Origin of the sequence: Defluviimonas aquaemixtae (assembly GCF_900302475.1) — a bacterium.
In the GTDB taxonomy this organism is placed as follows: domain Bacteria; phylum Pseudomonadota; class Alphaproteobacteria; order Rhodobacterales; family Rhodobacteraceae; genus Albidovulum; species Albidovulum aquaemixtae.
The window spans coordinates 1,440,765-1,453,643 of sequence record NZ_OMOQ01000001.1 but is presented as its reverse complement, the minus strand read 5'-3'; the positions used below and the strand labels follow the sequence as shown (position 1 = coordinate 1,453,643).

Here is a 12,879-nt window from a genome sequence, read left to right as displayed (position 1 = left end):
GAAACGCTACGCGCCAATACTACCGAGCGCAAGAACAGAAGCCCGAGCGATTTCCCGATCATTGTCCATAATCAGTTCAATAAGGCGTTCACTCGCTTCCGACGCATCGGGACCTATCGAGCCTAATACATTGATGGCCGCACGGACAACATTCCGGTTTTCATGCGAAAGATTGGAAAGTAATGCAGATGTTGCTGGTGCCGCCTCAGGGCCAAGCATTGAAATAAGATCACATGCGTCGCACCTTATTTTTTCATCATCACTGGAGAGCAGATTTATGAGTGTCTCTAGTTCGTCAACTGAGACGCACCGACCATAATAAAGTGCTTCAAGCGCCTCCGAAACAACCTTTACATTCTCATCTCTTAGGCACGTGCGAACTTCATTCAAGAATTTCTCAGAAACCACGTAATGTTTATGAATGCGAACTACTGCATGCAGTGCCGCCCTGCGAACTTCCCCGTTCTCATCACGAAGTAGTTCTTTCAACCGTGATATTTGATACGCTTTGCCGGAGAATAGCTCACCGATCGCATATGCAGTACTCTCTCTTATTTGAACGTCTCCGGTGGCCGCTGATATCTCTGAGCAGACCTTATCTGCTAGTCTTCCAAACCGAGATACCGAGAATATCGCACAGTCCTTTACATACGGTGAAGTGTTTTGCAGAAATCTCGAAAGGTATGTGATAGAGTTACTTTCGATAGTTCCAACATTCGAGATAGTGCTCAATAATGCGCCTGTAATACTCTCTGACGTAGATTGTTCTGCGATCGATGCCAAACGCGGTACAAAGCCATCTGCTAGATTGCAGAACTCCTCAATAATTTGAAGTTCTTCTCGAAGTTCTTGATCACTCAATTCTTCTAGTTGGCAGCTTGCGACATCAGACATAATCGTTTTTAAAAGCTCGATCGCCTCTTTCTTCCCGCGCCCCTGCTCCGTTAAATATCTTAGCGCTGCATCGCGTACTTTTGCGCTCTTCGAAAGTAGAGCATATTTTATTGACGTATCGTCCCCATTAGTTTTCAGGATTTCCATCAAACTCCGAATCGCGTGTTTCTTCTGATTAGGATCGATTTTTATTAGATTGGCAATCTGTCTTACAGACTTTGCATCGGTGTCTGTTATGCCCATTGAGGTAAGCAATTTTACAATTGATTCATCCCAGTTGTCATACAATTCAATAAAGTTTATTTCAGATAAATTTTCGAAATCGGAAATTGGATGATTGGGGATTTCTGTTTTGTTAAGTAATACAGGTATGAACCAAGTTCTTTCGCGAGGCATGCCTCGCAACCGATCGATTGCAAGGCGCAATTCGCCATGCATGTACGTTTCTTCGCGGCTTTGCAATTCTTGAGAGAAACAGGCAATAAAATAGCCTCCCTCGGATATCGCCTTCTTAATCGCGTCTTTCCAAAAATGCCCGGGAAGTATGTCGTCCCTATCAAGCCAGACGATAACACCATTTGACCGAAGTTCGGTTGCAAGTCGGTCAACGATTGCGCTGTCTTCCCGTACATAGGAGATAAACGCGTGTTCGGCCATAATGAAGTCCTCCGGATACTCTCTCGCTGCGAGAGATGCTACCGTTGAACATGGTCAAACGCCAGTTTGGTCAGGTCCGGTTGGTAGATTGTGGGCATTCGCGATGTGCGTCGACGAAAGTTTCAAGGTCGCTAACAGCGAAGAATGTCCGGTTGCCGATCTTCGTGACGACAGGGCCGCGGCCCTTATAGACTAGATCACGGAGCGCCCCGCGCGACATTGATAGTGCATTTGCCGCCGCAGGGTAGTCGAGCAACAGCTTGATGCTGCGCTCCGTATGTCTGTCTCCGGTCATGAGTATGATATGACTTCGGCACCTGCTTGCTTGAAGCTCACGATCTGGTCACGCCGCGATCTTCCCGAACAAGAAAAAGCCCCGCAGCCTGATTTTGGCCGCGGGGCGAAGGGCTAGAAGCCGGGACCGCGCAGACGGTGTTTGATCGCGCAGCTGATGTTATCAAGGCTGGCAAGCGCATCACGGCATTCTTTCGATCCCGCCTCGCTTCTAACCAGCTCTTGCTGGACGGCGGCAAACAGCGCGCGAAGCTCGGTAACGCTGCGGCCTGCCAGGGCGGCTTGTGTGAAGACTTTTCGCATTGTCCTCTCCTTTGTCTGGAGGCCGTTCCCATCACGGCCTTTCTTGCCCGCCCACACCCACAATCAGTAGGGAAAGGCCCGCTGATGGGCGGAAGGCCGATCAGGCAAGGAGGGAGAAAGGGGAAAGGTTGAACATGCCGTTTGGCAGGTGGAGATGGTATCGTGAGTCGCCGCTATCCCGCTTCCAGCAAGAAACGCAGTGGTTCGAAAGTTTGACGGGAGAGCGCCGGAATTGATAAAATGAAAGTATAAGGAGAACTGCTTAAGCAGCGGATTTGTTAAATCATTTAAAGATTGATCGCTATGAGTACCCGCAAGGACCCGACCGGGTCCGAAGGCCTGCTTGTTGCCTACCGGCAGCTCGGTGTCATCAGCATCGAAGAGCTACGCGATGCCCTTCTTGAAGACCTGGCAGCCCTTCGTGACATCTACAATGTACGCTACGTGAAGAACACGCGGCTCAAGCTCTACGTCACCAATGAGTATGGCGAAGAGCTACGTGTTCGAAGACCCGGTGGTGGTCGCATCAACTACATGAATACGCACCATTACCGTCCCGCCTGCAAAGACTACGAGCTTTGAGCGGTGCGCGGGACTGTGCGTATCACGGCGATCCTGAAAGGAGCGATACCGCCATGAAGTTCCCAACACCGACTTACATCAACATCACCGAGGCGCGGCAGGTACTGGCCGACATGGGCGTCCAGGTCAACGAGCGCCAGATGCAGCGCGCCGCCGAGAAAGACGCGGCAGGAACGCGTAAGCTTCCCTTTTTCGTCGATCCGGTAGACGGCAAGCTGAAGATTGAAAAAGGCACGCTTGTGCGTATCTACCGCGAAGCGCAAATAGAAGCTGAAAACAATACGCGCTTCTGATAACTTATTATCCTATTTCAGAAAATTTGTTTAACGAGTGATTGGAGATCGGTGGATTTGCAATGTCTGACATAAGAAAAAGAACAGGCGCGAAGGGAACGACCTACCAGGTCCGTTATCCGAGCAGCGCCACAAAATCGGGTTATGCCTACAAAACATTCAGCACCCAGAAGGAGGCGCGCGCTTTCTTGGAAGGTGGGAACACTAAACTGTCGTGCCAGAATCGGGAAAGCGGCGTCACGTCTGTTGGTGATGCGATCGATTTTTGGCTGGACGTCTGTGAGAAAGAGGGACGCGACGAGCGTGAACCTGTTTCCCCAGCCACCCTTGAGAATTACCGTTGGCGCGCGAGAACAATGAAGAAATTCAACTGGGACAAGCAGTTATGCGAAGTTGAAGAGCCAGACGTCATTGCCTTTCGGTCCTGGCTCAAACGCAACTGTACACCTGATCAGGGGCAGAAGGTCATGTCTTCTTTTCATTCCGTTCTCATCGAGATGAAGCGTCGCGGCTATATCTCAGCAGACCCGGCAGAGAATGTGACGCTCAGAACAAGTGCGCGTCACAAGGAGCCGGTGAGTATCCCTACACTTGAAGACATGCAAGAGATACTACGGGCGGCGGATCGTCTGGCGAATTCGAAAAACAACGAAATTGCAGCCGCATGGGAGCGGTACAGGCCTATGATCTATCTCGCGGCGGACAGCGGAATGCGCCCCCAGGAGTACCTCGTTCTCCCAGTTGCGGCGATTGACGAGCGTGGCGTCCGGGTCGTTCAGGCACTCGACCGCAGCAATCGAATAGGACCGCCGAAGACTAAAGCCGGGCGACGCTATATTCCCGTTGGTGATGCCACGCTCGATATGGTCCGCCACTATGCCTCTAAACATGACAATTGTGGAGGCTTTGCCTTTCCTACTCGGCGAGAAGGTGATTTTCAAAGATACAACGTCTATGTACGACGCGGATTTCACAAGCTGATGGATGAAGCAGGCATGGTCAGTGAGAGACGCGATGGCAAATCGGTCAAATTGATACGACGTTACAGACCATACTCGCTACGGCACTTCTTTGCTTCAATGTTGATAGAGCAAAAGAAAAGTTTAAAGTTTATTCAGTCTGTAATGGGACACGAAAATATTAAGATGACATTCGATGTATACGGCCACATTATCAGAAGGAAGGAAATTGATGAAATTGACGAGGAGGGTGGTATACTTCGATATCTGAGCGACGAAAGTTGTGGCAAATCTGTGGCAAAAAACACCTAAGATGCGCATAAATCTGCGACTTTTATTGCTTTGGGAGCAGAGGGCCGGGGGTTCGAATCCCTCCACTCCGACCATAACAAAATCAATAATTTAGCAGATGATTACGTTAAGAAATGGCCCTTCGGGGCCGTTTTTGCCACAAATCCTCGCCCCGCTGTAACCCGCATGAATCCGCCGTTCTCTGAATCTCTCTGGGATTCCTTGTGGCAAGTTTGTGGCAAATCTGCCACGTGGCTGCTCCCGGCCCGCGACAGTTTGTTATGCTCACAGTATCTCGTGATACGGGCTCTTCAGTCTGCTTTATCTTGCGTACCCCCTTCACAATTAGTCCTTTGTTATGCAAACTGCGGCTACGGATGTAGAACTGCCCGGCGAGCACGGGTTCGCCTGCGGCTGCGTCCTGTATCTGATCTATCGCGGAACTTGGCCTGATGACCCGGACTGCAGCACTTGAACGTATCTCCCGGCTCCCTGTTGATGCCCAGGCCAATGTTGTTTGTGAGAACAATCTCAAATACATGCGCCGTCTTGATGATGAGTCCATGCAGCTCATCGTCACCTCACCGCCCTACAATATCGGCAAGGAATATGAGCGCCGCACCTCGCTGGACTGCTATATCGAAGAGCAGGCCGCGTGCATCGCCCAGGCCGTGCGCGTCCTGCACCCGTCAGGTTCGATCTGCTGGCAGGTCGGCAACCACGTTGATAACGGCGAGGTCTTCCCGCTCGACATCATCCTGTATGATCTGTTCAAGAACCACGGCCTGCGGCTGCGCAACCGGATTGTCTGGACCTTCGGGCACGGCCTGCACTGCTCCAAGCGTCTGTCTGGCCGCCATGAGACGATCCTGTGGTTCACCAAGACCGACGATTATGTCTTCAACCTCGATCCAATCCGGGTGCCGTCCAAATATCCGAACAAGAAACACTTCAAGGGGCCGAACAAGGGACAGCTCTCCAGCAATCCGCTCGGCAAGAACCCCTCGGATGTCTGGGAAATCCCCAACGTCAAGAATAACCATGTCGAAAAGGCCGACCATCCCTGTCAGTTTCCGGTCGGCCTTGTCGAACGTCTTGTTCTCGGTCTCACAAATGAGGGCGATAGTGTCCTTGATCCGTATGTCGGCGTTGGGTCTTCGGCGATTGCCGCTCTGAAGCATGATCGCTCGGCCTACGGCTGCGATCTTGAGAAAAAATACATCGATACGGCGTGGGAGCGGATCCACGAGCTGCGTGCCGGTACGCTGCGCACTCGTCCGATGAACAAGCCTGTCTATGAGCCTCCAACAAAGGGCTGTGCTACATGAAGCTCGATGCGACTTACTCGCACCATAACGGGGTCGATCTCTGGCAAGAGCGCGATCTCTACGAATGGGCAACGGACATCTTTGAAGCACCGAAGATCAAGGTTGGCGAGGTTTCGACAACTGTGATCCGCGACCATGTGAAGGGCGAGCTTGAGACCGACGGCTGGGCCTTCAACGTACGCATTGACGCCGAGGTCGATCTCACTGTCTTTGCCCGCAAGGGCGATCTCGCCTTTCAGTTGCAGACCGGCAATATCAGCCGCTATGCCTACGATCTGATAAAGCTTCAGCATCTTTATATAAAGCGCGAAATCGAAAGCGCGATCCTTGCCGTTCCGACCAAGGCGGCTGCAGTGAAAATCGGCAGCAATATCGCCAATGACGAGCGCATCTGGAATGAGCTTAACATCTTCGATCGTATCATCACCCTTCCCATAATGCTGATCGCTTTTGAATAACCGCCCGCATTAAATCAAACGCCCGCAGCGCGAGAGACCCATGTACAAGACCAATACGAAAGTGCCGCACGAGCGCCAGACCCTGATTGGTGATGCCGCAAAAGCCTCCAAAGAAAAACACACCTTCTACGAATACCAGAACAAGCGTACAGAGCTGCCGGTGGTCCGGCTCGATATCACGGTGCCGATTTACCGTATGGCGAACTACCGCACGCGCACGTCGCAGCTCAAATACATCCATGACCGCAAGGTCGCCGATGATTTCTTTAGCGCAGGGCAGGAGAACGAGTCGGCGCAGCAGGCGCAGCACGACATTCTGACCTACTTTGCCAGGCAGGGGCGCTCGACATCGGTCTCTCCGATCATGACAGAGCTGGAAACCGAAGAGCAGCGCGAGCCGCTTTTGATCACTGACCGCGGCGTCGTTGTAAACGGCAACCGCCGTCTTGCTGCCATGCGCGAGCTCTTTGCCGAGCGCCCCGGTGAATTCAAGCACTTCTCGCACGTGGACTGCGCCGTGCTTCCTGCCAGCGTGACGCCGGAAGAAATCCGCGAGATCGAAGTACGGCTTCAAATGCGGCCCGAGACGAAATTGCCCTATGGCTGGATTGATGAATCCATCGCCATCCAGGAAATGATCGGTGGCGGCAAGAAGGCCGATTATGTCGCCGATCTGATGAAAAAGAAGAAAAAGGACGTGGAGCGCATGGCCCGCGCGCTCACCGAGGTTGATATCTATCTCAAGGACTGGCTGCGCGAGCCCGGCGAATACCAGCTTGTCGAAGACGCAGAGCAGTTCTTCAACGATTTGGCTAAAGCGCTCGATGGTATCGAAGGCGATGCGCTGGAAGCCAAGCGGCGGATTGCATGGGCACTTGTGTCGAATTCAGGGGATCTTAAGCGCCGGATCTACGACTATAATTTCAGCTTCGACAAGAAGACCGATGAAGTCATCACGGCTCTGAGCGATCGTCTTTCGATCGATCTGAGCCCGAAGTCCGACCCCGCCGACCACGACGGTGACGATGACGGCGATGATAGCGATGACGATGACGGTGATGATGATCTCGATATCGATCTTGGCGATGATGACGACGATGATCAGGTTTCGCTCGATGCCTTCATCGAGGCGTTTGATGATCTCTCGCAGCGTGATGCGACGGCAAGCGAACTAATCGAAGTCTGCGATTCGATCTGGGAGCAGGGCCGCGAGGATGCGATCGGCCAGCAGGCCCTTAAGGCAATCCAGGCCGCCAACAGCAAGCTGATGAGCGTCGATCTTTCCAAGGCCGATACAGGCACATACGGCGCTATTGAGGCGCAGCTTTCTGCCGTCAAGGACAGGGTGGCGGCGCTTGAAGCAGCGCTTGCGCCCTTTAAGGCGGGCAGCGCCGCAGGCGGCGACGGCAGCAGCGATGAGTGAGCCGACACCGATCCGGGTTGACTATGATGCGGGGAGGCTTGCCGGGACACTGACCATCGAGGGCGATCAGGGAAGCGCGCTCTGGGATCGTATCCGGCAATCTGCCGCCGCCAAGGATGATTACAGCTTTTCGGAAACGGGCATTACCTTGCCCTGGCCCGGTGTGCTCTCACTAATCCGCGAGTTTGCACCGCTTCAAAAAAAGCGCGGATTCCGCTTCAAACCCAGCCCGGCTGCCAAGACAGAAATCGACAAATTCGTTGCGCAGTTCAAGACTGTCAAAGCTGCGCAGGCCGCGCCGCCGCCATCGCTTGAGGAAAGTGAAATCACGGGGCGGCTCAAGGCGATCGGTTTTACCAGGCGCGCGCTTCGTGATTTTCAGATTCGCGATCTCAAGCGGCTTCTTTCCCTGCAGAACGGTGCCAACTTCTCGGTTCCCGGCGCGGGCAAGACGACGGTGACCTTCGCGCTTCACCTGCTGACAAAGCAGGAAGGGCAAAAGCTCATCGTCATCGGTCCCAAGAGTGCCTTTACCGCCTGGAGCGAGGTCGTTGCCGAGTGTATCGCTGATGATGCGTCGGAGTGGGTGAAGGAGCCTTTCACCATCTTGACGGGCGGCGCGGACGCGGTTCGGCGCGGCCTGCTCTCCGGTGCCAACCGGTTTGTCATCAACTATGAGCAGCTTCTGTCGATCCCGGATCTGTTCGCCACATATCTTTCCCAACATCCGGTGCATCTCGTGCTTGATGAGTCGCACCGCATGAAAGGCGGGCTTGCGGTCAAGCGCGGGGTCGTCCTGCTGAATGCCGCCTCGCTTCCGGTCCGCCGCGATATTCTGAGCGGAACGCCGATGCCGCAATCGCCCAATGATCTGCGCTCGCAGCTCGATTTTTTGTGGCCCGGCACAGGGCTTGGCCTGCAGATCGCCGCCGGGCGCACGCCGCGCGATGTCATCGGCAATCTGTACGTCAGGACGACAAAGCAGGATCTTGGCCTGCCCCCGGTCACGCGGCACTTCAGACCGGTCGGTATGGGCAGGGGGCAAAGCGCTCTTTACGCGATCGTGCGCAGCGAAGCCTTGCGCGATCTGAGCTCCCTGCGCTCGGGCAGCGGCGTTGATATTGTCAGAGCGCGGCGCTCTGTGATGCGCCTGCTGCAGCTTTCCGCCAATCCGGTACTCGCGCTTAATGCGATGACACGCGATGCGCCGCATGTTGATTCCGGGATCGCGCAGCAGGTGCTCGATGACGGCCCGTCGCCCAAGATGATCGAGGTCCGCGATCTTGCCCGCACACTCGCAGCCGAAGGCCGCAAAACCGTTATCTGGAGCATATTCACCGATACGATCGAGCAGCTGGAGCGCATGCTTGCCGATCTTAACCCGGTAACCGTCTATGGCGCGGTGCCGTCCGGTGATCCTACCGATCCTTCAACGCGCGAAGGGCGGCTGCGCCGCTTCCACGAAGACCCTACCTGCATGAGTTTTATCGCCAATCCGGCGGCGGCAGGCGAAGGCATCAGCCTGCACCATGTCTGTCACGATGCCATCTATCTCGACCGCTCTTACAACTCGACACACTACTTGCAGTCGATCGACCGTATTCATCGCCTCGGTCTGCCCGAGGGCACGCAGACCCATGTCCACATCTTCCAGACAATGGCCCCTAAAGGGCTCGGATGCGTCGATCACTCGGTCAGCCGCCGCCTTGCAACAAAGCTACGGGCCATGCAGCAACTGCTCGATGATACCGACCTGCACCAGATCGCGCTCGATGAAGAGGAATCTGAAGAGCCCATCGACTACGATATCGAGCCTGCGGACCTGATCGATTTGATCGAAGAGCTTGAAGGCCGCGCGAGCTACAGCGAAGACGAAGGTATCTGATGGCAGCGCCGGGTCTGGAGCGCTGTTTTTCAATGGCGGCGTTCCTCGCCTTTATTGAACTGCGCGAATACAGCGCGGCCCATCCATCGCTTTCTCTTGCTGATGCGCTCGGCAGTCTGCGCAAGCTGCGATCCGGCGCGGCGGACCTTGATTTTCATGGCGCAACGGCGCTCTTTGAATCCTTTGATCCCGATCTGCCGTGGGATCAGACCAGGTCAGGGCTGCGGCTCTTTGTTTATGAATGGGTGCGGCTTTCCCAGCCTACATGGCTGCGAACCGTGCCGAGGGGCAGGGAGTATGTGCGTGCCGCCCTCACAGCCAATGAAGTCCAGTGTTTTCGCGAGGCGGGGCTTTTTAGTAACACGCCTGACGATGATGCGATCATTTGGTGGGACAAGATCGCCGCACTGATGCGCGGGACCGCCGATCAGGAAAAGATGGAACGCGCCCGCCTGGCCGAGCGCTTGTCTTTAGAGCATGAACGCGCGCGCCTTGCCGGTCTTGGCATTGCGCGTGAGCCTAAATGGATGGCGCTCGAAGATAACGGGCTTGGCTATGACATTCTTTCTTACGATCTGGATGCGGGCCAGATCGTAACCCGCCTCATTGAGGTCAAGAGCACGCTTTCGGATACGATTATCCTCACGCGCGGCGAGTGGAAAAACGCTGCGAGTGCTGCCTCGCGCACGGTCTTTCACGTCTGGCGGTTACCTGCGCGTGCTTTGCAGGAAGTTCCCGCTACTGCGATGGAGCCGCATATTCCGCAGGATCGCGGCGAGGGCTCCTGGCAGGATGTCGCGGTAACGCTCAAGCCCTTATAGGTTTGTCGAAATCGATGTTCGGAAAGCGCTTTTTTACCTCGGACGGAAGCTCGATCACCTTTTCCCTGAGCAGGACCATCATGGCGAGGATATTCAGCTCGGATTCTTCTTTGGAGAAGCCTTTGCCGAATATCTCTTCAAAAATGCGCGCGGTCTGCCTGCCGATCTCGACGATGAAATAGACATGATACCCGTAAAGGAACCGCGCATGATCGCGGTTATATTGCGGGATCAGGCTGGGCGCGCAGATATCGCCGTTTTCAACGGTGATGAGCTGGCGCGCGAGCTCGTGCCGCGAGACATGCGCAATCCCGTTCAGATCGCCATAGATCGGACCGAAGCCTGCGGTAATGCCCTTACCGATGTTCGGCGTTTTGCCGTCCTTGCGGCGGTCATTTTCAAATTCATCGATGGCCGCGATCGTTTCGAGCTGCTGTTTGAGCAGGGCGGCTGCCTGCGAATACAGCCCCTCTGAAATCGATGTTTCACAGATATCAACGCCCTGGATAAACTGTGCCGTCAGGCTCATGCGCCCTTCAATGGCCGCAGGCTGCTTGTCAAAGCGCCGCCCGGAAAACCGGTCGATCATGGCGTAGACCGCGCTCAAGGCGAACTGGTGCGCATCGATCAGATCGCCTGCATCCCTTTTCCATGCAATGCGAACCTTTTCGCGGGCCTCCATTTGCGCGCTGAGCAGCTTTACCGCCGGTGAATACTCGCCTGCCATCACACCTTCCTTGCCTTGCCTGTCCGCTCGATACCGCTTGGGCGGATGGATTGCCATGCCGGTATTCGTTGCCGGTGCTGTTCTCCTTTTCGCTTTTGTCCTTGAGGTGTGGACGCTTTGTCTGGCCGGTCGCGCCGTCCCGGTCAACGGGTTGCCCGCTCCGTTCATTTCATTCCCGTGTTGCCCGTAACCCGCCCCCTCATTCTGTCGTGGCGGTGACCGTCCGGCTCGTGCCACCGGCCATCTTCTTTCGCGTCCTCAAGGACTTACAGCGAAAGGAGAATATCATGTCTACGACCAAAACACCGCGCCAGGACATCTACAGCCGCATCACCGATCAGATCGCCTCGGCACTGGAAATTGGTGTGAAGCCCTGGACCCAGCCCTGGAACGCCGCCCATGCCGCAGGACCGGTTTCTCGGCCTCTTCGGTTCAATGGCGAAGGCTATAGCGGGATCAACGTTCTGACCCTCTGGGCATCTGCGATGGAGCGCGGATTTGCCGCCCCGATCTGGATGACCTTCAAGCAGGCGCGTGAACTTGGCGGGCACGTCCGCAAGGGCGAGAAGGGCTCGCCCGTCGTCTACGCCAATACCATCGTCAAGACTGAAGTTGATGAGGCTTCCGGAGACGATGTTGATGTCACCATCCCCTTCATGAAGGGCTATACCGTCTTCAACGTTGATCAGATCGAAGGCCTGCCCGCGCATTACTACGCGATCGCTGCGGGTGAGCAGAATCCCGATGAGCGCGATGCGAAGGCCGAGGCGTTCTTCGCGGCGACCGGTGCACAGATCGAGACCGGCGGGAATTCTGCCTACTACCGGATCGATACCGACCATATCCAGATGCCTGCCTTTGAGACCTTTGTTGATGCGCAGCGATTTTACGCGACGCTTGCGCACGAAAGTGTTCACTGGACTCGTCATGAAGACCGGCTTGATCGGAGCTTCGGGCGCAAGCGCTTCGGCGATGAAGGCTATGCCCGCGAAGAACTCGTCGCCGAGCTTGGCGCAGCGTTCCTCTGTGCCGATCTCGGGCTCGTGCTCGAAGACCGTGATGATCATGCTGCTTATATCGGCTCGTGGCTGAAGGTGCTCAAAGACGACAAGCGCGCGATTTTCAGCGCCGCCGCGCACGCGCAGCGCGCTGCCGATTACCTTCATGACTTACAGAAAGCTGATCGGGCCGCCGCGTAGGCGGCCCTTTTCCGTCATGTCTCCTCTGTGCTCAGACGCACGAGGTGTTTCATGAAGGACGAGGTGATTTCGAATATGAACTCAATCTCTTCCTCGATGACCGCAGAATCGTGTTTCGCGTAGCTGTTCTGATACTTTGCATAGTACTCGACCAGCTTCTGGAACATATTAGCTAGTTCTTTTGAACCACCACTGTCTTTTATGAAGTTGCCAAGTGCAGGCAGTTGATTTTCCAATGATTTGTTGTTGCCCAGCAGCTCATTGAGCAGCAGCTCAAGAGCAAGGCGCAGATCATCCAGCAGGTTTCGATGAAAAATGCCTGCTTCGTATTTTTGCAGGGCGCTGTTGTATGATTCCAGCGCAGTTTTTTGACCATCCAACCAATGCCGCGTTTCTTCGATCAGCGTCTCGTTGATGTCCGAGGCGGGCGCACCGCCCGCGAATTGTGGATAGCGGGTGACAAGCCTGATCTTGAGTTCTTGCCTGTCCTTGTTTGGGACAGGCGAAAACGAGCTGTGATCGCACAGCTCCTTGATGATGCGATACTGCTGCGGGCCGTCGAACGCCATCAGGTTTTCGAGCAACGCCTGGCGCTTGCTCGACGATTCAGGCGGGTACATGGGGTGGGGCAGTTGTACATCATATTCAGCGGCGTAAGCTGCGGTCTCGTCGATGATGACACGCCCGGTCAAGCCGCGTTTAGTATCACCTAGGATCCTGGTTGCGTACTGCAGGAAGGTTGACGGGATTTTTTCGTCGAACATG

The 12,879-nt window shown here is 54.9% G+C and carries 13 protein-coding genes; 9 read left to right on the top strand and 4 right to left on the bottom strand.

Annotated elements, in window-relative coordinates; all coding sequences use genetic code 11:
* Positions 1–6: 6 nt before the first annotated feature.
* Both DEA8626_RS07175 and DEA8626_RS07165 read right to left on the bottom strand, forming a co-directional pair.
* The gene (locus DEA8626_RS07175; protein WP_108852323.1) at positions 7–1,551 is read right to left on the bottom strand and encodes a HEAT repeat domain-containing protein; all 1,545 of its coding nucleotides are present in this window, start codon (positions 1,549–1,551) and stop codon (positions 7–9) included.
* Between the two features lie 408 nt (positions 1,552–1,959).
* Positions 1,960–2,148, bottom strand: a complete 189-nt coding sequence (locus tag DEA8626_RS07165; protein ID WP_108852321.1) for a hypothetical protein — start codon at positions 2,146–2,148, stop codon at positions 1,960–1,962.
* Between the two features lie 303 nt (positions 2,149–2,451).
* On the opposite strand from DEA8626_RS07165, the gene DEA8626_RS07160 reads away from it, so the two are divergent.
* The 8 genes from DEA8626_RS07160 (at position 2,452) to DEA8626_RS07125 (ending at position 10,188) form a co-directional block, all read left to right on the top strand.
* Entirely contained in the window at positions 2,452–2,730 is a 279-nt protein-coding gene (locus tag DEA8626_RS07160) for a hypothetical protein (protein ID WP_108852320.1), read from the top strand.
* A 53-nt stretch (positions 2,731–2,783) separates the two neighbouring features.
* Entirely contained in the window at positions 2,784–3,023 is a 240-nt protein-coding gene (locus tag DEA8626_RS07155) for a hypothetical protein (protein WP_219929170.1), read from the top strand.
* A gap of 62 nt (positions 3,024–3,085) precedes the next feature.
* Positions 3,086–4,294, top strand: coding sequence for a tyrosine-type recombinase/integrase (locus DEA8626_RS07150; protein ID WP_108852319.1), 1,209 nt, complete (start codon positions 3,086–3,088; stop codon positions 4,292–4,294).
* A 431-nt stretch (positions 4,295–4,725) separates the two neighbouring features.
* Positions 4,726–5,601, top strand: coding sequence for a DNA-methyltransferase (locus DEA8626_RS07145; protein ID WP_108852318.1), 876 nt, complete (start codon positions 4,726–4,728; stop codon positions 5,599–5,601).
* Positions 5,598–6,059 carry a BglII/BstYI family type II restriction endonuclease gene (locus tag DEA8626_RS07140; RefSeq protein WP_108852317.1) on the top strand — a complete coding sequence of 154 codons (462 nt, stop codon included), beginning with the start codon at positions 5,598–5,600 and terminating at the stop codon, positions 6,057–6,059. Before DEA8626_RS07145 ends, DEA8626_RS07140 begins: the two co-directional genes overlap by 4 nt.
* A 40-nt stretch (positions 6,060–6,099) precedes the next feature.
* Positions 6,100–7,482 (top strand): hypothetical protein, encoded by a 1,383-nt coding sequence (locus DEA8626_RS07135; protein WP_108852316.1) that lies wholly within the window; start codon positions 6,100–6,102, stop codon positions 7,480–7,482.
* Positions 7,475–9,367, top strand: coding sequence for an SNF2-related protein (locus DEA8626_RS07130; protein WP_108852315.1), 1,893 nt, complete (start codon positions 7,475–7,477; stop codon positions 9,365–9,367). Before DEA8626_RS07135 ends, DEA8626_RS07130 begins: the two co-directional genes overlap by 8 nt.
* Positions 9,367–10,188, top strand: a complete 822-nt coding sequence (locus tag DEA8626_RS07125; protein ID WP_108852314.1) for a protein NO VEIN domain-containing protein — start codon at positions 9,367–9,369, stop codon at positions 10,186–10,188. The genes DEA8626_RS07130 and DEA8626_RS07125 overlap by 1 nt, the downstream gene beginning before the upstream one ends.
* Here the strand turns inward: DEA8626_RS07125 and DEA8626_RS07120 are convergent.
* On the bottom strand, positions 10,175–10,972 hold the full coding sequence (locus tag DEA8626_RS07120; protein WP_146188844.1) for a hypothetical protein: 798 nt from the start codon (positions 10,970–10,972) through the stop codon (positions 10,175–10,177). The two genes, DEA8626_RS07125 and DEA8626_RS07120, sit on opposite strands and share 14 nt — an antisense overlap.
* A 152-nt stretch (positions 10,973–11,124) precedes the next feature.
* Here DEA8626_RS07120 and DEA8626_RS07115 point away from each other — a divergent pair, with 152 nt between their 5' ends.
* A complete protein-coding gene (locus DEA8626_RS07115; RefSeq protein WP_306418095.1) occupies positions 11,125–12,114 on the top strand; it encodes an ArdC family protein in 990 nt (329 codons plus the stop codon).
* Positions 12,115–12,128: 14 nt separating this feature from the next.
* On the opposite strand, the gene DEA8626_RS07110 is transcribed toward DEA8626_RS07115, so the two are convergent.
* Positions 12,129–12,878 (bottom strand): hypothetical protein, encoded by a 750-nt coding sequence (locus DEA8626_RS07110; RefSeq protein WP_108852311.1) that lies wholly within the window; start codon positions 12,876–12,878, stop codon positions 12,129–12,131.
* Between the last annotated feature and the right edge of the window lies 1 nt (position 12,879).

Coding starts and splice junctions, on each gene's coding strand:
- DEA8626_RS07175 (WP_108852323.1), bottom strand. CDS start 1,551: ATGGCCGAACACGCGTTTATCTCCTATGTACGGGAAGACAGCGCAATC.
- DEA8626_RS07165 (WP_108852321.1), bottom strand. CDS start 2,148: ATGCGAAAAGTCTTCACACAAGCCGCCCTGGCAGGCCGCAGCGTTACC.
- DEA8626_RS07160 (WP_108852320.1), top strand. CDS start 2,452: ATGAGTACCCGCAAGGACCCGACCGGGTCCGAAGGCCTGCTTGTTGCC.
- DEA8626_RS07155 (WP_219929170.1), top strand. CDS start 2,784: ATGAAGTTCCCAACACCGACTTACATCAACATCACCGAGGCGCGGCAG.
- DEA8626_RS07150 (WP_108852319.1), top strand. CDS start 3,086: ATGTCTGACATAAGAAAAAGAACAGGCGCGAAGGGAACGACCTACCAG.
- DEA8626_RS07145 (WP_108852318.1), top strand. CDS start 4,726: ATGACCCGGACTGCAGCACTTGAACGTATCTCCCGGCTCCCTGTTGAT.
- DEA8626_RS07140 (WP_108852317.1), top strand. CDS start 5,598: ATGAAGCTCGATGCGACTTACTCGCACCATAACGGGGTCGATCTCTGG.
- DEA8626_RS07135 (WP_108852316.1), top strand. CDS start 6,100: ATGTACAAGACCAATACGAAAGTGCCGCACGAGCGCCAGACCCTGATT.
- DEA8626_RS07130 (WP_108852315.1), top strand. CDS start 7,475: ATGAGTGAGCCGACACCGATCCGGGTTGACTATGATGCGGGGAGGCTT.
- DEA8626_RS07125 (WP_108852314.1), top strand. CDS start 9,367: ATGGCAGCGCCGGGTCTGGAGCGCTGTTTTTCAATGGCGGCGTTCCTC.
- DEA8626_RS07120 (WP_146188844.1), bottom strand. CDS start 10,972: ATGGCAATCCATCCGCCCAAGCGGTATCGAGCGGACAGGCAAGGCAAG.
- DEA8626_RS07110 (WP_108852311.1), bottom strand. CDS start 12,878: ATGTTCGACGAAAAAATCCCGTCAACCTTCCTGCAGTACGCAACCAGG.